Genomic DNA, 23,421 nt, shown 5'->3' on the forward strand with positions numbered 1-23,421 from the left:
GACTCCACAAACCACGGATGCCGGTCGGAAGTATGGTTCATCACCAGGTCCATTATCACCCTGATACCCTTGTCGTGTGCCTTTGCCAGCAATTCCCTGAAATCGTCCAATGTGCCGAAAACTGGATCAATATCGCAATAATCCGAAATATCGTAGCCGCCGTCAGCCATTGGCGAACGATATACAGGCGAAAGCCATACGGCGTCAATGCCCAATGTGGTAAGATAATCCAGTCGATTGATGATACCACGTATATCTCCGATGCCATCGCCATTGGAATCCTGAAAACTTTTTGGATAGATGTGGTAAAATACGGCGCGTTTCCACCAGTGGTTGTCAACGGGATCGGTCATATTTCTGTTATACGGGCAATCTGTTGCATAGACGGTGCCAAAATGAATAATTAAGATCAACCAAAATAAGGAAATTTTTCTCATTCATGCCTGATTAACAAGACGGAAAAATGATACATGTCATCGTATTTCAATACGGGAATTTGCTCACAGAAATAAATATTCGCTGTCATCGGTTTGTAACAGGCTGCCTTGCTCTCAACTGCGCTTTGTTTAAAAATCTTAAAGCTATTTGTTGTTTGAAAGATATAAGCTTTAACAGATTTTTGAAAACTTCGTTAAGTTGGCTCTCCTTTCTCATATTTTTAATCCTATATCCGTTACAAATTGGTTTATAATGCTATCCGGATTATATTTTTCAGCACGTTTTACCGCATTTTTCCTGAATTTTTGCTGTTGCTCGGGGTTGCCCAGATAGGCGATTATTTTTTCCGTCATTTGCTCTTCGGTATTTACCAGGAAGCCACATACACTATCGTCGATGATATCCTTGGGTCCTTTAGTGTTATAGGCGATCACAGGCAGGCCACAACTGAGGCTTTCGAGAACCGTACACGAGAAGGTATCGAATTTTGAGGGGAATACGAGGATGTCGGCAGCCGAATAGATTTTAGGCAGGCGTTCACGGGATACCCAGTCGAAATAGTACCCTTCGGGTAACTCCTTTTTCAGTTGGTCGTATACAGGGCCCTGTCCAACTACCAGCAAGGCAATATCCGGATGAGTCTTTTTTACTTCCTTGTATATGCGCGGTAATTCCAGTACACCTTTCTCCTTGCTCACCCTGCCAACATAAAGCATCACGTAGCGGTCACCGTCGATTCCCAGCACTTCCTTTTTTAATGCCTTTACCGGTTTGAAAATAGCATCAACCCAATGTGCCGTAAGGCAGACCTTGTTTTCAGCAAAATTCATATCGCGGCCGGTAAGCCATTTGCGTTGGTCGTTGTTGAGTACGAACACACGGTCGAAGGCGCCGTAATACATACGCAGGAAGCGGCGGATGCGGTTCTGGTTGTGCTTGTCGAAATTCAACACTTTGCGACTGAACATTACCCAGTCCGTATGGATAAAAAAACTGACCGATACTGAATAGGCATGTTTCAGGTAAAGCCCCATAGCGCCCATAATACCTTCGGTAGAACATATCACACGATCGTATTCCCGCTCGTGGAACAGGTTGTGAAGTTCCACGAAGTTGGGGATCCGCACGGGCTGGTCGGGATATAACGGTATATGGAATTTACACACTGGTTTTAAGACAATCAGATGGTCGTCGCTTTCCAATGTATCACTACACACCAACAGATCGATGGGTAGGTTACGTGCTTTTATCTCCCGGTGCATGGCCTGCAAAACCGTCGATACTCCATTTTTATCCTCGAAGGTATCCGTGAGCCAGAGGGCGCGTTCGGGATGCCGGTACCTGCCAAGTCGTGCCGAAAAATCTTTCAGGAACGGGCGGGTATTGAATAAAACCCGTGCACTGGTAAAATGTGCTGAAAGCAACAATAACGAGGCAAGAAAAGGAAATGATAGTCCGTCGAGAAAATCCTCCAGATCGATACCATTGTCTTTTTTCTTGCGTTTTTCGGTATATGCACGTATGTTGCTGGGGAGCTCGAACTGTGCAATGAGCTTTTCCAGATTCTGCGCATCCAGATTCTTGCTCCAGTTGGCTTTGGAAATTTTCTTTACCAAACGCGAAAACAATAACTCGTTTAGGTGGCTGTTGATCGAGTATATCGACCGGTAGTATTCTTCGTCAATAAAACCCTTCCCACTTTGATATTCCTTGGCCATCTTTACTACATCCTCGAACACCGGCTTATAGGACGATGATACGATGAACTTTTTCAGGAACGAAGGCGATTTACCAAGTAAACAGTTGTGAAAGATTTTGACGAATGACATTGTTACCTTGTGGCGCTGTATTTCGGCGAAGGCGTTGGATGCAAGCAGCGAAACAGCCTTATCGCTGGTTTCGCCCTTGTGCAGCAATATCCGTAACAGGCCGGGGTCCTTATAGTTCAGGGCAATCTGGCACACGTAATCTAAGAAAGCAATGGTCAGTTTTTCCGAGTTCTGATGCGAGCCGTAGGGTATCATATCACCCCGACGTATCGCTTCGAGTGCTAGTTGCGATTTGCTTTCGGTTTTCAGCCGTTCCTGAAGGTTCGGGATATGCAGATATGTTCCCGTCAATCCTGCAAAAAAGCCCATGTGGCTGTCCGAACCGCCGGAAAACGATTTTTTGTATGGTTGATAACAATATTGTTCGGGGTTGATATTGAATTGCACGGACAACCGTGCGATTTTTTCGGGTGTAACGCTCTCTATCCATTCCTTTACCAGCATGTTCTGCCAGGTATCGCGCTGACCGTTGAGCATCTCGAACCGTTCGAAAATCAGTAACATCTTGTCGAAAAACTCCATGGGCGGCATCTTGTCCGTAGAGTAATGGTAGAGTGGATGCGCCCATATTGTAGGGATATTGTTGGCGCAGGCGTATTCCTGGAAAGTATAGATGTTCTTGCGGAGTTTATTCAGCCGCTTTTCCTGTTCAGGGGTAAACCCGTACGTGAGTACATGAATGCCGATATTGTAATCGGGAACCCAGCAACTGAATTCGGCAGCGGTAAGCACATCCACACCTTTCTCCTGTAAAGCATAGCACGAACGGGCATTGTTATGGTTGGTGATAGTGAGCACTTCGCAACCGTTTTTTTCTAACTCTTCCACTACTCTTTTAGTCGGTATCCATGTTTCGGGCACGTTCAGGATGCGGCCGATCAGTTCATCGGGCTCGTCGCTGTTGCGATCATGGCAATGAAGGTCGATTTTTAAAAGATCTTCACGGGGAAATTTTTCAAATTGTTCAGAAAGAAAGCGGTCGAGGCCGGATTTCAATTCTGACTGAAGGGTGTTGCTATTCATTAATACATATTTTTATCCGGATCAAAATTATGATAAGAATATTACCTGAATATTAATGATACTTTAAGTGATTGTTAAGAAAATAAAAGAGTACGTCTGCCAGGGCAAACGTACTCTCGTCGTGGAATTAGACAAAGAACAGCACTATATCTTTACTGTATACATCATCCCCGTATTGGGTTGCACCAAAAAGTTCTCTACGCTGAAATTCACATCGCCGCTTTTTACACCGTCCTGTAATTTTACGGTAAACGTATGCACGCCGTGTGGTACGATGGTATATTCGCGGAAATAGACCAACCGGGCATCGTGGTGGGTCTTTTTCAGTCGGAAGGTCAGTTCCGATTTGTTTTTTACTGTAATGCGGACCGTTTTGTCGGTCTTTTCCAAGCTCCATTCCACTGCATTTTCAAAAAGTTCCTTCAGGTACTTTTCTTCACCAATGATGTATTCATCGTTGTATACCGCCGTGCGTCTTTCGTTCAACGCTTCGCGGATGGCTGCGGGTGTTGTGTTTCGGGCAAACACAAGCGTCATGACACGGTGTTTCCCGGCAGCAAAGTCAACATTGGCCTGTATCGGATGGTGGATATCCGAATTACCCAGCATGGTCAGTTTCTTCTCCAGGCACCAGCGATGTGCTTCGGGGTAGTACTGACCGCCATTGACCACTTCGATACCGTGCATCATACCCTGTTGCAGTAACCTGGTGTGTTCGTCCATCCACAGGGTAGTGTCGGACTGTTGCGCGTCCCAGCCGGGATGGTTCCAGAAGATAAACGCATTCTGGGCTTTGGCAGCGCGGAAAGCATCCATATAATCCGGTTTTTCCAGTTCGTCGGAATTGGTAAGGAAAATGGCATTATGATGTCCCGGAGGCATCTGGCGGGTAATTTCGCTGCCTTTGATAAGGATGATACCCCTGGCTTTGGCCGTGGCATTGGCAACATCGTGCGAGCGGTTGTGTGTGGCAATAATATCTTCTTTATGCGGGCGGTATTCGATATGTTCGGTAAGTGAAATGACATCCAGTCCTTCGCGGTGAGCCTCGTCGATGCGTACAGTAGGCCACACCAGCCCATCGGAGAAAACCGTATGGATATGGAAATCGCATTTCAGTGTCGTGTAACCTTTCAGGTCGGGAATGTCGATGTGGCCACGTACCTGTGCAAACAACGGCAGTGCCACGAAAACCGGCAGGAATAATGATATGAACTTTTTCATGTATGGATGATTTAACGGATATGAATATTTTTGTACAAAACTACTCATGGGTTGTTAATCGCATATTAACAGATTATTAACGTTTTGCTAATTCGTACGGCATGATTTAAACAAAACTTTATTTAATTGAAGATAGAAATGGCGACGACGTGTTGACCAACGACAAGGATATCTCGGTTCATTTTATCCGATTTCAACCTGACTATACAGGAAGGAAATACTATTTCGTCGTCGCGGAGAAGTAATAGGATGATTTTCGATGTGCTGTGAGAGTTAGAATTAACAATAACTTAATTTTCCCGTAAAAATGAGATCAAACAGCTGTACTACTTTTGTATTGTAAAAAAACTATAAAACGATGAAAATATTCAAATTCCTTCTGATCCTGCCGGTAATATGTTTCTTTACCGGGTGTCATCCATCTGCCCAAAAGCTGGCAACCCCGGCGCCGGAAACAGTCCGGGTACGCAATGTAATCCTGATGATTGGAGATGGTATGGGGCTTGCCCATCAATACGCCGTCTGCAAGGGCAACAAGGCTGTGGAACGTTGCCAGTATGTAGGGCTTGCCAAGACATACTCGGCCAACGATTATACCACTGATTCGGCCGCAGCAGGTACTGCTATTGCCTGTGGCGAAAAGACCAATAACGGCATGTTGGGACAACGTCCGGACAGTAGTCGCCTGGTATCGATGCTTGAATATGCCGCCGGCAACGACCTGTCTACCGGCGTGGTGGTAACCTGCGAGTTGACCCACGCCACACCTGCCGCTTTTGTGGCACACGTCAATAACCGTAACGAAAACGAAAATATTGCGGCGGATTATACACAATCCCCTGTCAATGTCTGCATTGGCGGGGGCCGCAAGTATTTTGAGAACCGTACTGATAGCAAGAACCTTACTGAAACGATGAGATCTAAAGGTTTCCGTGTAGCTTACACCATGGACGAGGTAAAATCCGTGCATGAGGGTAACCTGCTCGCTTTGCTGGCTGACGTGGCTTTAGAACCATATCCGGCACGCGGCGAAATGCTTCCCGAAGCGATAACAGCAGCCATCAACATCCTGAACCGTAACGGGAAAGGCTTTTTCTTGATGGTGGAAGGTTCACAGATCGACTGGGCGGGGCATGCCAACGATCAAACCCATCTTATGAATGAGATGCTTGATTTCGACCGCGCCGTGCATACCGCTTTCGATTTTGCTGCACAAGACGGCCATACGCTGGTAATCGTTACTGCCGACCACGAAACCGGCGGCTTGACTATTCCCGGTGGAAACCTGCAAACCTGCGAACCGGCCATGGCATTCTCTACCAAAGGCCACACAGGAGTTCCTGTACCGGTGTATGCATTCGGTCCGGATGCGGAAATGTTTACGGGTATATATGACAATACCGCATTTCTTCCGAAAATATTAAATCTGCTCGGGATCAAAAAATAATGGTTGCACATCTTTGGGTTATATGAATAAGCAGCTTGAAGTGCAGGTGTTTACAAAATTTCTGGACTTAATCAAGGAGTATTTCAGAAAAGAGCGTAATATCACTTTCTATGCCGGGAAGCTGGGCCTCGAGCCGGATGAGCTTTCCCGGATAATCCGGGAAAAGAGTGATAGCAGTTTCTCCGACTGGATAAGAATATTGGATTGATTCGTATACGCGACCGGTCTGCGCTTTCTATTTACCACAAAATATAATATACACTAAGTACATCGCAAGAATTAGTTTATACTATTTGAAATATTAGACCTAAAAAGCTAAACATCGGATAATATTTTCACCAAACAATGCATCCACAGGACCGACCTCGCTTCCGGAAGCAGGCATCAGCCCTGCTAAGCGAAGGGATAAGCCAAAAGCTGTTTGAGCCGACAGGCGAGTTCTTTTGGCGACCCATAGCGTGCAGCGGCTGGTCGCTGAGGAAGCAAGTCTTGACCTTTGCTTCTTTGGGTCAAGCCAAAGAAGGATAAAATAATACAATTTAATTATTGACTTGTACTTACTTGGACAATATAGAACTAAATCTATTCCCTTTGCCTAATATAAACTGTCGTAGTTCTGCAATGACGGCGGTTTACTATCTTAACGTGAGTTAGAGCTAAGCAAATATTAAGATAATGCATGAAGTTTCTTATATGGCAGATGCTTCCTTTATGGGATCGAATATTACCCCGCAACCCATACATTGATACCATATCGGTTTGGCAGGAATGCCTTCTTCGGCAAGGCCGGACGCCCTCGATATCAGATTGTGTACATAACTGTCATATTCCATGTGTATTTCCTTGCATCCACATTCGGGACATTCAATTTTCGGTGATGGATTTTTCATCTGTGTATAATTTAATTTTTAAGGTCAGATGGAATACGCCATAGATACTCATTACGGTGGGTGAACAGTAATGTCCATAGCTATTTCATATAAATATAAGTGTTTTTTTTGTGGTTAAATAAAACCTTTTAATTCATCTTTAAGCTCGGAATATCTTTCTTTTCATTAATTCAATTCCAGTGCCGGTCCCGGCCAAATTTTTTCCGGCCAGGGAATACGATGTTGTTTGCGTTCCAATTCACGCATTTTCCGTTGCATGATACCGATATAACGCTGTTGAACCGTACCGATGATTTTTTCCCACGGTAGTGCTATTGTTTTGGCGGCTATCTGCCCGACCGCCTTCCGTACGCGCCAATCAGTCATCACTTGGCGTATTTTGGCAGCCATCGCTTCTTTGTTGTTCTGTGTCAGGAAGCCATTGATGCCATCGCACACTATTTCGGCCGCCGTGGAGCCCTCTACCAGTAAAGAGGGTACTTTCATAGCAGCAGCTTCGCGGACTACAAGCGGAGCATTGTCGTACAGCGAGGGGAACAGGAACAGGTCGGCCGCTGCATAATAACGCATCAGCCAATGCCTGTCGTGGATCGTCCCTGTGAAATGGACTTTCTCACTGATGCCCAGCCGTCCGGCCAACTTTTTCAGTTGGTCGGACGCATAACCCTGTCCTATGAAATAAGCCGTAAAATCCATATCGCGCAATACCCCCAATGCTTCTATGATCAGGGAGATATTTTTTTCAAAAATCATTTGTCCGACAAACAGGAAGACCGGTTCGTGTTCACTAAGTCCCAATATCTTGCGGGATAGCGGGCGTGTGATCCAGGGACTTGCTTCTGCAAAATCCGTCCCGTTGTCCATTACCGTTACATTACCCTTGTAGCCGTATTCGCGGAGTGTTTCTTCCACAGCAGGTTGCGGTATCCATACTTCGTCCGCCGACGAATAGAAGTCCACTACACGGCGGAGCATCATCTTTACCAATGCGGGATTACTCACCGCTCTTGTAAAATCTTCGCGGTATTTCGAATGAAAGGTGGCTACCACGGGAATACCCCGGCGGCGTGCTATTTGCAATGCATAACGACCTGCAGAGAATGGTGAATGACAATGAAACAGATCGAATGGGATGTTACGGAGTTGTCGGTTCAAGCCTGCATCGAGCCAGGGAAAACCGACACGATAGGGCGCACGCCCCGGCACAGGCAATGAAGCATAACGTAACACCGGGAATTCCTCTGTATCCACGTATCCCGGGTAATTGGGCGTAACCATGTAGGTATCGCCCATCATACGGTTGAGCCAGAAGGCATAGTTACGTACGGTGAGCGATACTCCATCCATGACAGGCGGAAAACATTCATTGAACTGGCCGATAATATACTTTTTCATTTTCAAATATACTTTTGATAACAACCTAATTTTGATAGCAAATGTATTGAATGAAAGTTACTTGATCGTTACCGGAAGTTTATATTTGTGTTAAATATGAAATAGCCATGGACATTACTGTTCACCCACCGTAATGAGTATCTATGGCGTATTTAGCTCCGCTGAGCCGTTACCTTCGGTGAACCCTTTGGGTTTCGGGGTTCATCTGACCTTAAAAAATTAAATTATAAACAGATGAAATGATGATAAAAATGGGTCGTTACCGGTATGATGACACGGAGACATATTTGTACCCAATTCCTTTCAGTGTCCTGATGCGGTTGTCACCTATTTTTTCGCGCAGCTTGCGGATGTGTACATCAATGGTGCGGTCGCCCACTACACTGTTGCCGCCCCAGACCGTATGATAGATTTCCTCGCGGTCAAATACCTTTTCGGGTTTGGACATCAGTAGCGAGAGCAATTCGAATTCTTTTCTGGGTAGCGTAATGTGTTCCCCGTTCCTGATAACCACATACGATTCGGTATCAATGACAATATCGACGTAACGGCTGGTATCGCCTGTATCGGCTTCAGATTTCTCCGCTACTATCCTGTTGCGCTTGAGTAACGCTTTGATCCGTGCCTGTAATACTTTAGGCCTGATGGGTTTGGGGATATAATCGTCGGCTCCGGCTTCAAATCCCGCTATTTGCGAATAATCCTCAGCACGGGCGGTCAGGAAGGCGATGATGGTAGCGTCCAGTTCGCGATGAGAACGGATTTCTTCGCAGGTTTCGACACCATCCTTACCCGGCATCATCACATCAAGCAATACCAAATGCGGCAACTCTTTCAAGGCAATGCTGATACCGGTATTACCATCGGAGGCGGTAAATACCTCGTAACCTTCCTTGCGGAGGCTGTAACTCAAAAACTCAAGTATATCGGGATCGTCGTCAACCAACAATAATTTATATTTGTTTTCCATTGTCTGTTTCTACAATTTTTCTACTTGCAAAGAAAGAGCGAAAGATTATTATAAGTGTTTCATAATCATCAAATAAATGTTAAGTTTATGTAAAGTGTGTTGATCAACTATTTATTTTTGTTTGTCAGGAGTTTACTTAAATATTGATATGAGCGGGGGAACGGAATGTGAAAAGCAGCATGACCATCAACGAAAATCCGGATATAATAGTAAACACGGATCGTGAGTACATAAAATTAAAAAGCCTCACAATGGGAACAGAAAAAGGGAATTCAGGATGTCACGCGAAGGATGAACAGAAATTAAATATGACCGGTGATGAATTAGATATTTCCTGAAACACAGATTGATAATATACAGTCAGGTAATGCTGTAATTCTATCTGTTTTGCAAGAGGAAAACAGATAGCTTAATCCAAAATAATATTATCGGGTCCGATTATTTTCGTTACATTTGTATATGTACCCACATATTATGCTGCATTAAAGTGTCTTAATTGATTTATTTGCGTCGACATTTTTTCATTTTTACTCTTTTGGGTGATATTAGCTATGAATTATACTCGTACTTTTACGAAAAAAATATAAAACATAATATCAATATGAGATGTAAAAATTGTGGATGGGAGAATCCCGTAAATAACGCCAAGTGCGAGAAATGTAATGCTCCGTTCAGCGATATTATGAATGAGGTAAACAACGATCAACCATCGGTGGAAAAAAGCTCTTCCGACAAATTTGATCCAAGGAAAACAGCAAAGGGTTGTCCGGAATGTGGTTATCCGATCCGAATGATGGATAAAAATTGTCCTCAGTGCGGGCATGAATTTAGCTATGAGAAACAGGACGTTCCTGTGGAAAAAGAGCCGGCAAAGTCTTGCGAAGTACAGCCTCCGGTCCCGGTTGCTCCGGTTCAAGGTCAGGATAATCCCGAATTGGCTGAAAAAGCATGTGTTTACTGTAAATCATCCGTTCCCGAAACAGCTCATTTTTGTCCCAATTGCGGTGTTCCGTTAGCAAATGAACATAAAAAGTCCGATGAAACGGTGATGCCCTGGATAGTTGCGGATCAGGTTCAAACTCCGGAATGCTCGTTGACCTTTGTTCCGAGAGATGCAGAGCCCCAGAATGTTTCTACAATATGTTTTTCAGGTAATCTGATTCAATTGAGCAGGGGAAATACGGAGCCGTCTAACCAGACCATTACATCAAAAGTACAGGCCGAACTGAGTTTTGAAAACGACAAATGGTATATACAGGATAAAAGCGCGTTAAGGACGACTTATATCTATGCCGGGGAAAAGATAGAGTTAAAACAGGGTGATGTGATCGTGCTGGGTAACCGGCTGTTTGAATTCAACTGTGATTCAAAAAATCCGTCTGAATAAACTCTATTAAGTAATATAAAACAATTAATGTCGTATTTTCTGACCGTAATTCATTTGATCAATGTGCATTAAGAAAACAATAAATAGCACTGAGTGCTTAATTTCCGATGCTAATGAATAACCATGTTCAAAGATGTGATTTTCATGCGGACGATATCATTGATGATAAATACCGGATTGAAAAAACGCTTGGTGAAGGCGCTTTTGGAAAGGTTTTCAAGGTAAAGGATCAATCCGGACAAGTGTACGCATTGAAATTGTTGAAACTGTGGGAAATTCAATATGATCTCAGGCAACAATTGGTGGCACGTTTCAATATGGAATACGAAACAGGATTGATTGACAGTCATTACCTGATTCGATCGGTCGATCACGGATTGGTCGCCGGCAACCCTTATCTTGTGATGGATTATTGCACCAATGGCGATTTGAAACAATGGATGACCAGCACAAAACCGAACTGGGAAAAAACCGGAAAGGAAATACTATTCGGATTAAGGGATTTACACCGTTGCGGTAAGGTTCATCGCGACCTGAAACCGGCAAATGTATTGATCAACGATGATGGATCGGCCGTGCTTACAGATTTTGGAATAGCAGGCGACAGGAATAAACGGATGACCGAACGGAATATACAGGGAATACCTCAGCAAATACTGGGAACCTATCCTTATATGCCACCCGAACAGGTAAACCCTGCAAAAGATGCCACTGTACTTCCTACTACCGACATTTTTTCTTTCGGTGTGATGATGTACCAATTACTCACCGGAAATTTTCCTTTTGGAAAACTGGAAAGCAAGTACGATCTGATCAACTATCAGAAGAATGGACGGGATGGGATATGGGACAGGAAAATATTGGCCGGATCAAGTGCAGGAGCATTTTTTGTTCCTATAATAGAGGGTTGTTTGAAGCCAAATTACAAGAAACGTTTTCAGTCAGCCGATGATGTGCTGAAAGCGATGTCTCGCGGCGCTACGGATGTAAAATACAGGCCGTACGCCCCCCCGGTACAGATGATCGCAAAAAACGGAATTCTGTTGCGGGTCATGCAGGGCGAAGAGCATAAAAAGATATATCGGCTCAATACCATATTACGGGGAAATTGTCGGGTTATTACCATGGGGCGACAAGATGCCGACATTCAAAACACGATAAATATTGTCGAAAACCAAAGTTGTTACATTTCGCGAAAGCATTGTACCCTGGAAATGGATCTTGCTAAGCAATGGTATATCAGGGACGGACAATGGAATGGAAAAAATGCCGGTGAAAATAACTGGAAACATTCCAAGAACGGGACATTTATTAATTCATCGGAAGTTGGTTTTGAAGGAATGATGATCAGTCCGGGAGATATCATCTCCATCGGGGATGTCAAATTAAGGGTGGAAGGGTATTGAAAATAATGGAGAATTGAGAATGGAAAATGGAGAATTAACTTTGTTGAGATCACAAGCTCGGTTGAGAATGGAGGACTTAGCGACAGTGGTCTCATGGACATAGTGAATAATGGAGAATTGAAAATTGAGAATGGAAAATGGTTTTTTCTTAAAGTTAATCAGTAGATGAGTAGGGAAACACAAGAATATAAGCGTTCATTTTCCGGATCAGTGGGATCGGGAGTGAAATCCATTTTCGGCAGTTCGGAGAAAACCTATTATATCATCGAACACCGGATCGGTTCCAAGTATCATCATGCAGGCGAACAGCAGGAAATCATCATCGATCAGGTGGAGATCGGGCGTGATGCCAAATGCCAGGTGCGTTTTGATGAGGTGTTTGAAACGGTCAGCCGCCGGCATGCAGCCATCATAAGGGAAAACAACCGGTTGAAACTGATACCGCTGTCGAAAACCAATCCTACCCTGCTGAATGGGAAACAGGTTCAGGCGGAGTGGTTTTTGCAACACGGCGACGAAATCCAATTCGCTGTTAATGGGCCAAAACTTATTGTTATCTTTCCTCATGGAAAAAACGCTATGACAAGCAACATCAATATATTCCGCAGGCTTTACCTGTTTGGGAAACAGGTTTTTCTTCCATATAAAAGGGAGCTTGTCATATTGATGTGTATCATATTATTAATACTTATATTAGTCGGAGGATATTTTATCTTTATTCAATAAAAAAATATGGATTCTATCAAATTTACCATGGCAGCCCGTTGCGAGGCAGCCGGTCGACCCAACAACGAGGACAATTTTCAGTTGACCGACGATTTGGCCGGTAATCAATGGAGTTTTAAGACCAATGAAGAAGTGTCTCTGGGCGAAAAAGGAGCCTTGCTGATTGTGTGCGACGGGATGGGCGGTATGAATGCAGGCGAAGTTGCATCACAAATAGCTGTGGAAACCGTTAAGGAATGGTTTTCGCCGGAACGGCTGACCGCCGAGGTGACCGCTACTTCCGAGAGCATCATCAAATATATCGAAAACGCCATCATTGCCGCCGATATACATATCAAGGAAGAAGGTGAAAAAGACAAGGAAAAGGAAGGGATGGGCAGTACGATTGTGCTTGCATGGATCATCGGCAAATCCGTATTCATCGGTTGGTGTGGAGATAGTCGCGCCTACCTTTTCAATCCTGCTGTTGGATTGAAACGCCTTTCGCACGACCATTCGTATGTTCAAACGTTGGTAGACTCGGGACAATTGACCGAAGAGTTGGCTTTTGACCATCCCAACAGTAACATCGTCACCAGATGCCTGGGTGATACCCATCAAACAGCAAAGCCGGATATGGTGGAACATCCGCTGCACGACGGAGATATCATCCTGCTTTGTAGCGATGGCCTCAGCGGCGTATTACGCGACAGGGTTATTCAGACCGTGATGTCCGAAAACGCCGAAAATATGGCTTCATGCCGTGATGCCTTGTGGAACGCTGCCCGCAATGCAGGGTGGCATGACAATGTAACCATAGGACTGTGCCGGATCATGTCGGGAATCGAAGAGGGTAATTCCCGGCCTGAACAAAGCACGGCGCCTCAAAAAACCATGAAAAAACGGATATGGCCGTTTATTTTAGGCCTGGTAATGGGAATTATCGTCGGGTTTGTTGCAAAAATTGCCATAGAAAGATTTTTGTGAAAAATAATGAATAGATTAAACATACAGGACACACCATGATGCAATTACAAGAAAACGCCATGTTTGGCGAACATGATCGTTACCGGCTGATTCGTTTGTTGGGTCACGGAGGATACTCGGAAGTATGGCTGGCAGAGGATATGCAGGCAGGATTGAATGTAGCATTAAAAGTTTATGCTCCCGGAAGAGGATTGAACGAAGATGGCGTGACACAATTCAGCAAAGAATTTAAGATGGTTTTCAACCTGAACCATCCTAACCTGCTCCGTCCCACGCACTACGATGTGTTTGAGCGGATGCCCTATCTGATCATGCCTTTTTGCGAACACGGATCGAGCAGTAAAATATCCGGAAAGATCGACGAGCACATGGCATGGACATTTTTGCTTGATGTCGCTTCCGGACTTTCCTATCTTCACGGGCAGAATCCGCCTGTTATCCATCAGGATATCAAGCCCGACAATGTATTGATGGACAGCGCCAGTTCCTTTGTGATTACCGATTTCGGCATCAGTGCAAAAGTGCGGAACACGCTGCAGACTGCAGGTTCAAAAGCAGGAACGATGACGTATATGGCGCCGGAACGTTTCAATACGGATTATCAACCTGTTAAAGCCAGTGATGTATGGGCATTGGGCGCTTCTCTATTTGAACTGATGACCGGCAAGCCGCCTTTTGGTGAAAATGGAGGCCTCGCGCAGAAAGGCGGTGCGGAATTGGTTCTGCCAAAGGGATGGTCGCCAAAATTAAAGCAGCTCATACTCAATTGCCTGAAACCAAAGCCGTGGGACAGGCCGACGGCAAAAGCCATTGCAGAAGAAGCGAAGCAATATTTTGAAATCCCGATGGATACACTCCCGGACACTCCGGTCAGGAAATTTCCCGTAAAATGGGTATTAGCCCTGGTTGCAATGCTGATATTGGGATTATGTGCAGGGTTTATAACAGGAAGCCGCATGGGCGACCAACCGAATCCGAAATTAGATGAGTGTATCAGCCTCATTGAACAGGGAGATGCAGGTTTCAATGAAAATGATTTGAAGACGTGGAGGGAAACCCTTGTTAAATATCAGGAAGCACAGGCGCTTATTGAAAACAATTCCCTGCGGTTGCCCAATATGGATTATCGTATCAAACAATTGAAGGAGGAAATGGACCATGTCATCGATATATCCATTGAAAATGCAAAAAAGGCCTTTGCCGCCCGTTCCGAGATGGCTCTGGTGGTTCTGAATGACGCCCTGGTGTTGGATCCTGACCATAAAGAAGCCAAAGCCCTGTATGAACAATACTCAAAATTTTTCAACAATAAAAATAATTAACATTAATATTGCATCATGAAATGTCCATATACAAAAGTACATCCATTGTAATAATGATGTATGGACATTGCATCTGACCTCAAACAATAAAAAATAAACAGATGAAACGTTTAAAATTTGCAATCGTATCTATTTTTCTTCTTTCCCTGTCAACGATAGGGCTTAATGCACAACAAAGCTGTTATCAGATAGGATTGAATGAAGGAAAGGAAATATTCAATGCAGCCCAAAGGTTAGAAAAAAGTGGCAAAGGCGTTGATGCTGTACCTCAATATTGGGAAGCACTCAGAAGATTCCGGTTAACCCGCAGTTGCAGGGATTTGCCTGCGAATCATGAGTTGGATACGTGGGAAGACAAATCTATCAAAGGCATTACGGATGGTGGCGGAAAGATCAACGAAACAACGTATCTGAATGCTTCGCCGCGGTCGCTCCGATTTACCGAAAATGGCGGTAACCTGTTGATCACCGTAAATACCAACGTAAATACATGGAGGGTTGGCAATACTCCGGCATGGTGTACTACACGGAAAAGTAATAATCAATTGACCGTTACCTGTAGCAAAAATACCGCATCAACCGGTCGAAGTGAAAAACTCACCATCATTGCCAACGCGCTCACGTATGAGATAACTATTGAACAGGCAGGGAAAACCCAGGTCGAAATTTCTCCTTCTGCAAGTGTAAAGATTACGGGACTTCAATTTGCAGGTAGGTATGCCGATGGCACATCAGGAAATTTCGGTGAAAAGCTATACAATAATATGACTTTCCTGCGTCCGCAAATTACCTGCAATTATCTAACAAAAGAGAGCAAAAAAATAAAATTGGAATACAAGATACTGGATCCCAACGGAAAACTTCTGTCAGGTCCGGAATATACGTACTCAGAAGAGATAAACCTGCGCGCCAACCTTCAGCAAAATGATGTTCTGGAGCTATCGGAATGGGGTGTAATTAATGGAACAGCTTTTGCCGTTACAGGAAAATACACATTCGAAATATGGAGTTCCGGAGTAAACATGTATTCAACCGCTTTTGAGGTTTTGGCAAAACCCCTGCCTCCATGCGAAGGTATTAAAATAACAAGAGTCCGGTTCGCAGGCAAGCTTGCTGATGGCACATCTAAAGGACATGGTGAAAGTTTGTACAACAACATGACATTTCTTCTTCCGCGGATCACCCTTACGAATTTGACAGAGGACAGCAAAGTGTTCCGGTTGAATTTCAGAATACTGGATCCTGCCGGAAACCTTATCGCTCCTATAACCGGCAATAGCTGGGACAAGGAAATGACCATCAATGGAAACATCCAGCAAGTATATGAATTCGATATCCCGGAATGGGGTTCCGCTACCGGAACAAGCTTTGAGAAAGCCGGAATTTATCAGTTTGAGATATGGTGTTCAGGCAAATCGATATACACCACTTCTTTTGAGGTAATGGCGCCGGAATCGCAAGTGCAACCGCAACCTAAACCTAAACCGTCTGCCTCTTCCTCTGGATTAAAAGCAAGTGTGGGTATAAAGGCCGGTTTGAATCTGGTAAATGTCAGTGATGAAACCTGGGCGGATATGAGACCCGATTTTCATGCAGGTATCCTGTTCAACCTGAATTTCGGCCATAAGGGTGATAAACCGGGCTTTTTCAGCCTGCAACCCGAAGTGCTGTATTCGCGTCAGGGCTTTAAAATGGATGGCGAGGCGATCAATTTCGATTATATCACCATCCCGCTGATGTTCAAGTTTTATGTCTATCAGGGATTAAACCTTGAAGTCGGTCCGTGGGGCGCTTTCCTGATATCTGTTAATCCGGATTCGAAGGCGATTGATGGGATGAATATTAAACTTTCGGATTTGAAAGGAGGAAAAGACATCGGTATAGCCGCCGGGATCGGGTATGATTTCAACTTCGGACTGATTTTAGGTGCACGTTACCAGCACGGATTATCCGACATGGCCGGCAATTTACTGTGGAGGAACAGAGTGATCTCCATTTCGGCAGGATGGAAGTTTTAATCAACCAATTATTATAACATTATAAACAGAAGAAGATGAAAACGGTATTCAATAGCACAACAAATCGGTTGATGTCGATCAAAAACAACATATCAAAAAATATGATGTATTTCATATTGGGGGTGTTTACTGTCATGATAACTTCCTGTAATGACGATCTGGAAGTTGAAAAAACGCCGGAACAACCTCTTATCACATACAATAAAGTGGACGGTTATTTTGGTGCTGACGATGACGGCAATGCAGTGTTTATAATGGATCTGTACAATTCGTCCAACCCTAATATAGGTATCTTTATCTCGGGGTTCTGTACATTGCCGAGCAATCCTGCCAATTTCAAACTTGATGTGGGAACTTATCATCCTTCGTCAAACGGCGGGATAAAAACATTTTATCCGGGCGAGATTTATGATGGAGACATCATAGGTACCTATCAGTACAATTTAACCACGAATAAGCTTACGTATATTACGGGAGGAAGTTTTACGGTGTCGCTGTCGGGCAATACGTATACCATTGAAACTGACTTCACCGGTAAGGATGCCGATACCGGCGATGCGGTAAATAATATCCGCATTAAATATACCGGCGCCATCAGTTTTGATTATTTATCGGAATCAATTGTAAGAAGTACGTATAAGGCTTCAACGGGCACACCTACCTTTTATAGTAGTGGACCTAGTACATGGAACGGCGAAGTTATTCCCTACGAAGACGAAGACGAAAATTTTATTAGAATAACTAATTTTTTTGGTGATGAAAAATGGACTATATATGTCGATATAAAAGATGGTAAACTCCTTTTGGATGACTACACTGTTCTTTGGGAAGGCCCCATCAATGGGGTTACCGGTACCTTTGAAGCTCGTTTTGCATATGGAGTTAGGTATAACAATAAAAATTATATATTTGAAGTGGAAAATCCGAAAGAGATTCAATATGACAAGAACACCGAGACATTGGATTTCAACAATAAAGTATCTGCAACGATTGATGGTACTACCGTTAATAACCTCACTCTTTATTATGGTATATTAGCAACAGCTATACCGGGCGGTGGCGGTAGCGGAAGTGTTTGGATATCCGATGTATATCCGGACATCAAACTTAAGCTGACTTCTATATCGTCTTCCGGTAGATCTGCAATCCAATCCGATAATTCGGAAAGCACGGATTTGTTACGGATGATATCTAAATCCTATGCCGATAGAAAAACAACGAATAAAAAGAAAACACAAAAGACCACATTAAATGGACTAAGGGTAATAGACAGTTCCAAATTACAACCGGCAGAATCAGTACATTCAGTACGATAAATGATTTTGAGCGCAGAGAACGCGGATGAATCAGATAACGGCATGTTTTTTTCACGTTAAACTGAATCGTCCGCGTTCTGTATTCATTATTCAGGGTCGAAACTTTTTACACTCTTTCGGGTGATAGTTTTATGTGCTTACATCCCGTATTTTTGTAAATAGTTTTGAGTTATAAATGAATAAATTAAACAATTGAAATCATGAAAAATATTATTATCAGTACTGTCTTGTTGTGTGGTTTGTTAATGTCTTGTAGTGACGATGAAACAAAGATTCAAGAGGAGAAAGGCAGACTGGAGGAAATGGGCAAGATTGCTGCCATTGAGTTATGTGATTGCCATAAAGAAAAAAGTGTGGATGATTGTGTGGATGAGTTAACAAAAAATTATTCTTCAAGCGATTATTTAACTAATACATTTGTTGAAACGGTAAACAAACACAATACCTGTAATATTGAACTAAAAATCATTCAGGTTCCTAAATAATAATTCAATGCCCTTGCTTAGGCATATTAATGCTAGACTTGCATCTGAGGTTTTGCAGGCGAGGCCCTACTGTTGTGTCAAGGATTAAATGACGGATTGTTACCGGATTACAACCGATCCTTAAGCGAGTTCATCGAAGGTAAATCCGGCTATATTCCAAGACGACAATACAATTTCCGTTCAACCTCAGTCGCATATCGGCCTGAAAGGCCTGGTTACTTCAGCCCAACGGCAAATCGAAGCGGCGCCTTGGGAAAGATATGACAAATCCTTTTAGCGCCCTGAAAAGGGCAGGTTAATTTAATTAAGAAATAACATACCCCTCACTGGGGCGAATGTTTTCCGGTATCCGTCATTTGAAGAGTGACACGACACTATTGAAGAATCCTATTGCTTATAATTGAGGCATCTTTGATAATAAATAATTGTGAATTCTTTTGTTGCTGGCAATAATGGACGAGGGTTTTTCAAACTGCATTTTGGCTCCCTTCCAATCAGAAATAGATCCACCTGCTTCCTCCAAAATTAATAAAGCTGCGGCATAGTCCCAAGGTTTTAACACTTTTTGAAAATAGCCGTCTATTCTTTTTGCAGCAATATATGAAATTGCAAGCGCCGAGGAACAAATACGCCGAATGTCTATGCAATCCATAAATATTTCTTTTGCAATTTGAAATGTTAAATCGGCTTCATTTTTTCGGGTAGAACCTGCTCCGAACTCAATCAAACTATCCGATATATCTCTTTCTGAAACAGTAAGACGTTTGTTGTTAAGATATGCTCCTTTACCTTTTTCAGCATAAAAAGTTTCATCGGTAAAAGGATTATACACAATCCCAAAAACGATTTCACCATTATACAACAATCCGAGTGATACTGAACTTAGTTGATAATCAAATATTAAATTTGTTGTACCGTCGATAGGATCTAATATCCAACGGTTTCCTTTAAAGTGCTGATTGTTGCCTTCTTCGCTCATAAATCCTATCTCAGGAAACAATTTTTCAAGTTCAGTTTGCATAAAAGAACTTACAGTAGTATCGACCGCAGTCACAAAGTCCGATGCACCTTTTTGATATATTTCGGAACGTAACTCGGGATTGAGTATGATCTTCTTTGTTTCGTGAACAAGTTCAATTACTTTTTCAAAAGTACTCATATTACATTATTTATTTTTAAATCGTTTAAGAAGTTCACCTTTTGCTTTATCTTTATCTTTATATAACCATATCTCGCCCACAATTGGTTTTTCCTCGGCGTTACTGATCGCATTATAATATCGTCCTCCTATCGTTTTTTGATCAAGAACGGTTAAAAGATGAACACCATCAGCCTCTTGTCGTTCTCTAGGATGCTCAACATTAAATAGTCCGGAAAGCTCACAGTTTTTATCTAAAAGCCTGTATTCATTCGTGCTATGCCAAGCAGAGCCACGCATGAAACGTTTGCCTATTTCATCCGTTAATTTATCTAAATCAACATCATCAATATCTTGACCTACAATAGGTATATAATTTTGACCTTGATCCAAAAATACTACATCCATTTTCTGGTGAATATTGACAATACCTATTCTGATATAATCATTATGAATTTTCTCTATTCTCTTAATTTTCTTTATTTCCTCTATATTCTCTACTCCCTCTATTCCCTCTATTTTCTTTATTTCCTCTATTATCTTTTCAGTAGAACTTTCATTTTCCTTGTTGTAATAATGCAAAACGTACCATTTTCCGCCAATATCAAAATTCGAGTTTTTTTTTCTCCAGCGCCAAACCTCAAAACAAAGTATTACCTTACTTGTTACTTTCCATGTAAGAAGCACTAATATAGCTGTTGCTATCACTTCAAATAAAATTTTATACTGCGGGACAACATGAATATCAGATAGAAAAATTTTTATTACTATGGAGATTGAAAACGCCAATACCATGCTGTTTTCCTTTGCTTTAGAATATTTACTTTCGTTTCTCATCTTTTTGAAATTAATATTTGTAATTACATTATTTATCTTTTCAGACTCTATCTCCATTGTCTTACTCTGAATAGACATGCCAAAACCTCTGTTTTCAAGGCTTACGTGGGTGTGCGGTATGGGTAAAAAGAGTTCAAAATCAGCTTGCTTTTTGTTCATACAGAAAGCGCAAGTATAATCATTCCATTTTGAATTACAAAATCATTCAGGTTCCTAAATAATCATTCAATGTCGTTTACTTAAGCATATTAATGGTTGAAATCCGGCAAGTCAAGCAAGCCTGCGTTGAGCGGCATTGCATTGCCGCTCAACGCAAGGTTTTCACAACCGTACTCTTTCCACTGCGCTGGGGGAATGTCCGACTTCACGATTTTTTTGTTGGTCGCCAATTCCTTGTTGAGGCTTTCTTGCAGCTCTTTCAGCTCGGCGGTTTTCGACTTCAGGTCGGCTTTCAACTTTTCCTGCTTGTTGTTGGCCCTGGTGGTCGAAAAGAGCGGTTGCGACAGCAACTCCGTATCGATGTCGCGCCGCTGGGTAAGCATAGCGTTTCCTTCCAGACCCGCTAATATTACCTGCGCACTGTTGAGCAGTTCGGCAAATGTTTTTCTTGGCATAGCTTCTTGTTTTTAATGAATATTTACGGAGAATCATCTCTTGAGAATCGCCTGCCTTCCTCCGGCAAATAGGTTGTTCCTTATATCGTTTGCAAACATGCCGCATGCATACCGGTTTCACCCCATATCTTTCGGGGATATTGCCTATCCCTTACGGGAAATTTGCTTTCCCACATGGAATATTATTCATCTCTTGTGGGAAATTGTCTTTCCCTGTTTGTCCGCATCCTTTTCTTCATGGATGTTGCTTTGTGCAGGATTATTTGCCTGTGGTACAAACTAACTGCGCACAAAGATTTTCTTTTTTGTTTTAAACAAAAAAGAAAATCTGCGAATTATACCTGTTGAAACTTTTACACTCTTTCGGGTGATTGTTTCGCGTGTTCACGCCCCGTATTTTTGCATAAAAAGATACGAACCGGCCCGCAAGGGTATAAAAAGAAAAAGAAATGAATGCGCCCCAAATTAAAAAACCGACCCTTGCGTGGGTCATCATCGGATTCATTATTACTTTCGTACTGCTGGTAACTTCGCTTGATGTTATTGAGAAACTGTGGTACATGTTTGCCATGTTCATCTTGTGGGACATTACCGCCCTCGTTAGTTACTTCTCACGCATGAAAGCCTATCGTAAAATGCTGAAGGATGCAGCGGAAGTTATTCCCGTTAAAAATGATCCGCTTGCTATACCAGCCACTATAAAAGTAGTGCGCGATTCGAGTTTCGTTGGAGCTATTGTGCCGTATAAGGTTTATCTGAACAATTGCTTCGCCGGGAAACTGAAGAACGGGAAAAGCCTTGAATTATCTACCTCAGATTCCCACAACATCGTGATGGTGTTCGATAATAACGACAATCCGTTTCAGGGCGATTTTGTGGCAGACCTGGAAGATGGAGGATATGCCGAAGTGCATGTCAAAGCAGGGAGATTTGTGAAAAGGCAAACCCCTGAAGTGCCACGGATGGACAAAAGGATGGGTAATGTTGAAAACGTCCGCCCTGAAGTTCATTTTAAGGAGGCTGTCGGGAAACACAAAAAGAAAAGAAAAGTGAACAGGACGACTGTCATTACAATTGCGGCAATTATTGTAATGCTGGTCTGTTTTGAGCGTTCGCCGAAAAATGAGGAAATCCCGGCCGCAGCTGGAACAGTAGACGCAAAACCAACGATAGCGCAAAACCCGAAAGCAGAAAAATCAAAAATAATACCGGATAAAAACACTAAGGCGCTTCCGGGGACGTCAACATATAAAGGAAAAGCGAATTTTTCAGAAATTCAGAATTTTGAAGTCAGTTTTTCATTGTCGCCGGATAAAAAAGAAATTCGGAATCTGGTAATTGCCATTTCCGGACTAAAAGTAACCGCGCGCTATGAAAATATGCAGATACAGCAAACGGGCACAAGCATGACAACCACTTACGCCGGCACATTCGCCGTAAAGGATAACAAAGCGGATATAAGTCTCGGAAGAAACGGGAATCTATCGGTTGAGTTGAACAATACAGGTGCAACCGGCACCATTGCATATACATATATTATATCGGGCAGTACCGGTCAGAACAGTCATCCCGATATCCCGGTCAATTTAGGCAGAGCATCTATCCGCTTTCAGGTACAATGAAAAATCGCGGTCAGTTGTTCTTTTTTTGTTTTTGGCTAAATCTTTTTTTGAGGCGTTATGAAAATTGCCAAATTGTACGGGCTTATTTTTCCATTCTTTTTGGCGCCCCAAAAAGAATGGAAAAGGGCTTGGCAAAATAAACGCGCTCCGCCTACCAGCTTCGCTTGAACGGAATTTTGCCAGTAAGGTAAGCTTCGCTTGATAAACGGGCTACCGCCCGCGCGTTTTAATACCTGATTGTTGAACTTGAACCGGTATCGCGCGTAAAAAAATGCCGCAGGCGCAATATTGACGATTTTCCGTCCAAGCGAAGCCGGTAGGCGGAGCGCGTTAAAATCGTCGAGCTGTTTTTGGTTACTTTTTGAAGC

Annotated in this window: 21 protein-coding genes; 12 read left to right on the forward strand and 9 right to left on the reverse strand. The window is 43.0% G+C overall.

From position 1 onward, the window contains the following. The 3 genes from LBQ60_06845 to LBQ60_06855 all read right to left on the reverse strand — a co-directional run. A partial coding sequence (locus LBQ60_06845) for a glucohydrolase (protein ID MDR2037623.1) occupies positions 1–353 on the reverse strand: 353 nt, incomplete at its 3' end. A gap of 297 nt (positions 354–650) precedes the next feature. After that, positions 651–3,290 carry a glycosyltransferase gene (locus tag LBQ60_06850; GenBank protein ID MDR2037624.1) on the reverse strand — a complete coding sequence of 880 codons (2,640 nt, stop codon included), beginning with the start codon at positions 3,288–3,290 and terminating at the stop codon, positions 651–653. Between the two features lie 144 nt (positions 3,291–3,434). Further along, positions 3,435–4,514 carry a histidinol-phosphatase gene (locus tag LBQ60_06855; GenBank protein ID MDR2037625.1) on the reverse strand — a complete coding sequence of 360 codons (1,080 nt, stop codon included), beginning with the start codon at positions 4,512–4,514 and terminating at the stop codon, positions 3,435–3,437. A 358-nt stretch (positions 4,515–4,872) separates the two neighbouring features. Here LBQ60_06855 and LBQ60_06860 point away from each other — a divergent pair, with 358 nt between their 5' ends. Further along, positions 4,873–5,961 carry an alkaline phosphatase gene (locus tag LBQ60_06860; GenBank protein ID MDR2037626.1) on the forward strand — a complete coding sequence of 363 codons (1,089 nt, stop codon included), beginning with the start codon at positions 4,873–4,875 and terminating at the stop codon, positions 5,959–5,961. Positions 5,962–5,983: 22 nt separating this feature from the next. Next, positions 5,984–6,169: a hypothetical protein gene (locus LBQ60_06865; protein MDR2037627.1), complete on the forward strand. Its 186-nt coding sequence runs from the start codon at positions 5,984–5,986 to the stop codon at positions 6,167–6,169. A gap of 481 nt (positions 6,170–6,650) precedes the next feature. Here LBQ60_06865 and LBQ60_06870 read toward each other — a convergent pair whose 3' ends face one another. The 3 genes from LBQ60_06870 to LBQ60_06880 form a co-directional block, all read right to left on the reverse strand. After that, entirely contained in the window at positions 6,651–6,851 is a 201-nt protein-coding gene (locus tag LBQ60_06870; protein ID MDR2037628.1) for a hypothetical protein, read from the reverse strand. Between the two features lie 165 nt (positions 6,852–7,016). Further along, a complete protein-coding gene (locus tag LBQ60_06875) occupies positions 7,017–8,234 on the reverse strand; it encodes a glycosyltransferase (protein MDR2037629.1) in 1,218 nt (405 codons plus the stop codon). Positions 8,235–8,505: 271 nt separating this feature from the next. Further along, positions 8,506–9,216: a response regulator transcription factor gene (locus LBQ60_06880; GenBank protein MDR2037630.1), complete on the reverse strand. Its 711-nt coding sequence runs from the start codon at positions 9,214–9,216 to the stop codon at positions 8,506–8,508. A gap of 601 nt (positions 9,217–9,817) precedes the next feature. Between LBQ60_06880 and LBQ60_06885 the strand changes: the two genes are divergently transcribed. From LBQ60_06885 to LBQ60_06920, 8 genes are all read left to right on the forward strand, one after another. After that, positions 9,818–10,603, forward strand: a complete 786-nt coding sequence (locus tag LBQ60_06885; protein ID MDR2037631.1) for a zinc ribbon domain-containing protein — start codon at positions 9,818–9,820, stop codon at positions 10,601–10,603. Positions 10,604–10,716: 113 nt separating this feature from the next. Continuing rightward, positions 10,717–12,009, forward strand: a complete 1,293-nt coding sequence (locus LBQ60_06890; protein MDR2037632.1) for a protein kinase — start codon at positions 10,717–10,719, stop codon at positions 12,007–12,009. A 165-nt stretch (positions 12,010–12,174) separates the two neighbouring features. Then, entirely contained in the window at positions 12,175–12,735 is a 561-nt protein-coding gene (locus LBQ60_06895; GenBank protein MDR2037633.1) for an FHA domain-containing protein, read from the forward strand. Positions 12,736–12,741: 6 nt separating this feature from the next. Next, entirely contained in the window at positions 12,742–13,701 is a 960-nt protein-coding gene (locus LBQ60_06900) for a protein phosphatase 2C domain-containing protein (protein ID MDR2037634.1), read from the forward strand. A 35-nt stretch (positions 13,702–13,736) separates the two neighbouring features. Further along, the gene (locus tag LBQ60_06905) at positions 13,737–15,023 is read left to right on the forward strand and encodes a serine/threonine protein kinase (protein MDR2037635.1); all 1,287 of its coding nucleotides are present in this window, start codon (positions 13,737–13,739) and stop codon (positions 15,021–15,023) included. Positions 15,024–15,124: 101 nt separating this feature from the next. Further along, on the forward strand, positions 15,125–17,041 hold the full coding sequence (locus tag LBQ60_06910) for an outer membrane beta-barrel protein (protein MDR2037636.1): 1,917 nt from the start codon (positions 15,125–15,127) through the stop codon (positions 17,039–17,041). 35 nt (positions 17,042–17,076) lie between these two features. After that, complete coding sequence (locus LBQ60_06915; protein MDR2037637.1) at positions 17,077–18,357, forward strand: hypothetical protein; 1,281 nt, start codon at positions 17,077–17,079, stop codon at positions 18,355–18,357. Between the two features lie 200 nt (positions 18,358–18,557). Beyond that, complete coding sequence (locus LBQ60_06920) at positions 18,558–18,842, forward strand: hypothetical protein (GenBank protein ID MDR2037638.1); 285 nt, start codon at positions 18,558–18,560, stop codon at positions 18,840–18,842. Between the two features lie 394 nt (positions 18,843–19,236). Here the strand turns inward: LBQ60_06920 and LBQ60_06925 are convergent, their stop codons facing one another. The 3 genes from LBQ60_06925 to LBQ60_06935 all read right to left on the reverse strand — a co-directional run bounded on the left by LBQ60_06925 (position 19,237) and on the right by LBQ60_06935 (position 21,431). Beyond that, complete coding sequence (locus LBQ60_06925; protein ID MDR2037639.1) at positions 19,237–20,001, reverse strand: inositol monophosphatase; 765 nt, start codon at positions 19,999–20,001, stop codon at positions 19,237–19,239. A 6-nt stretch (positions 20,002–20,007) separates the two neighbouring features. Further along, on the reverse strand, positions 20,008–20,976 hold the full coding sequence (locus LBQ60_06930) for a hypothetical protein (GenBank protein MDR2037640.1): 969 nt from the start codon (positions 20,974–20,976) through the stop codon (positions 20,008–20,010). A gap of 89 nt (positions 20,977–21,065) precedes the next feature. Next, positions 21,066–21,431, reverse strand: a complete 366-nt coding sequence (locus tag LBQ60_06935; GenBank protein MDR2037641.1) for a hypothetical protein — start codon at positions 21,429–21,431, stop codon at positions 21,066–21,068. Positions 21,432–21,528: 97 nt separating this feature from the next. Here LBQ60_06935 and LBQ60_06940 point away from each other — a divergent pair, with 97 nt between their 5' ends. Beyond that, the gene (locus LBQ60_06940; protein MDR2037642.1) at positions 21,529–21,714 is read left to right on the forward strand and encodes a hypothetical protein; all 186 of its coding nucleotides are present in this window, start codon (positions 21,529–21,531) and stop codon (positions 21,712–21,714) included. Positions 21,715–21,880: 166 nt separating this feature from the next. Further along, the gene (locus LBQ60_06945; protein ID MDR2037643.1) at positions 21,881–23,053 is read left to right on the forward strand and encodes a hypothetical protein; all 1,173 of its coding nucleotides are present in this window, start codon (positions 21,881–21,883) and stop codon (positions 23,051–23,053) included. Positions 23,054–23,421 lie beyond the last annotated feature (368 nt).

The sequence above is a fragment of the Bacteroidales bacterium genome, from assembly GCA_031275285.1.
Lineage (GTDB): Bacteria > Bacteroidota > Bacteroidia > Bacteroidales > UBA4181 > JAIRLS01.

What these genes read in the sequence shown, in the direction of transcription:
- LBQ60_06925 (MDR2037639.1), bottom strand. Translation starts at nt 20,001, where the DNA reads ATGAGTACTTTTGAAAAAGTAATTGAACTTGTTCACGAAACAAAGAAG.
- LBQ60_06920 (MDR2037638.1), top strand. Translation starts at nt 18,558, where the DNA reads ATGAAAAATATTATTATCAGTACTGTCTTGTTGTGTGGTTTGTTAATG.
- LBQ60_06935 (MDR2037641.1), bottom strand. Translation starts at nt 21,431, where the DNA reads ATGCCAAGAAAAACATTTGCCGAACTGCTCAACAGTGCGCAGGTAATA.
- LBQ60_06885 (MDR2037631.1), top strand. Translation starts at nt 9,818, where the DNA reads ATGAGATGTAAAAATTGTGGATGGGAGAATCCCGTAAATAACGCCAAG.
- LBQ60_06945 (MDR2037643.1), top strand. Translation starts at nt 21,881, where the DNA reads ATGAATGCGCCCCAAATTAAAAAACCGACCCTTGCGTGGGTCATCATC.
- LBQ60_06930 (MDR2037640.1), bottom strand. Translation starts at nt 20,976, where the DNA reads ATGAACAAAAAGCAAGCTGATTTTGAACTCTTTTTACCCATACCGCAC.
- LBQ60_06865 (MDR2037627.1), top strand. Translation starts at nt 5,984, where the DNA reads ATGAATAAGCAGCTTGAAGTGCAGGTGTTTACAAAATTTCTGGACTTA.
- LBQ60_06890 (MDR2037632.1), top strand. Translation starts at nt 10,717, where the DNA reads ATGAATAACCATGTTCAAAGATGTGATTTTCATGCGGACGATATCATT.
- LBQ60_06880 (MDR2037630.1), bottom strand. Translation starts at nt 9,216, where the DNA reads ATGGAAAACAAATATAAATTATTGTTGGTTGACGACGATCCCGATATA.
- LBQ60_06855 (MDR2037625.1), bottom strand. Translation starts at nt 4,514, where the DNA reads ATGAAAAAGTTCATATCATTATTCCTGCCGGTTTTCGTGGCACTGCCG.
- LBQ60_06850 (MDR2037624.1), bottom strand. Translation starts at nt 3,290, where the DNA reads ATGAATAGCAACACCCTTCAGTCAGAATTGAAATCCGGCCTCGACCGC.
- LBQ60_06910 (MDR2037636.1), top strand. Translation starts at nt 15,125, where the DNA reads ATGAAACGTTTAAAATTTGCAATCGTATCTATTTTTCTTCTTTCCCTG.
- LBQ60_06895 (MDR2037633.1), top strand. Translation starts at nt 12,175, where the DNA reads ATGAGTAGGGAAACACAAGAATATAAGCGTTCATTTTCCGGATCAGTG.
- LBQ60_06940 (MDR2037642.1), top strand. Translation starts at nt 21,529, where the DNA reads ATGCCGCATGCATACCGGTTTCACCCCATATCTTTCGGGGATATTGCC.
- LBQ60_06905 (MDR2037635.1), top strand. Translation starts at nt 13,737, where the DNA reads ATGATGCAATTACAAGAAAACGCCATGTTTGGCGAACATGATCGTTAC.
- LBQ60_06915 (MDR2037637.1), top strand. Translation starts at nt 17,077, where the DNA reads ATGAAAACGGTATTCAATAGCACAACAAATCGGTTGATGTCGATCAAA.
- LBQ60_06860 (MDR2037626.1), top strand. Translation starts at nt 4,873, where the DNA reads ATGAAAATATTCAAATTCCTTCTGATCCTGCCGGTAATATGTTTCTTT.
- LBQ60_06870 (MDR2037628.1), bottom strand. Translation starts at nt 6,851, where the DNA reads ATGAAAAATCCATCACCGAAAATTGAATGTCCCGAATGTGGATGCAAG.
- LBQ60_06900 (MDR2037634.1), top strand. Translation starts at nt 12,742, where the DNA reads ATGGATTCTATCAAATTTACCATGGCAGCCCGTTGCGAGGCAGCCGGT.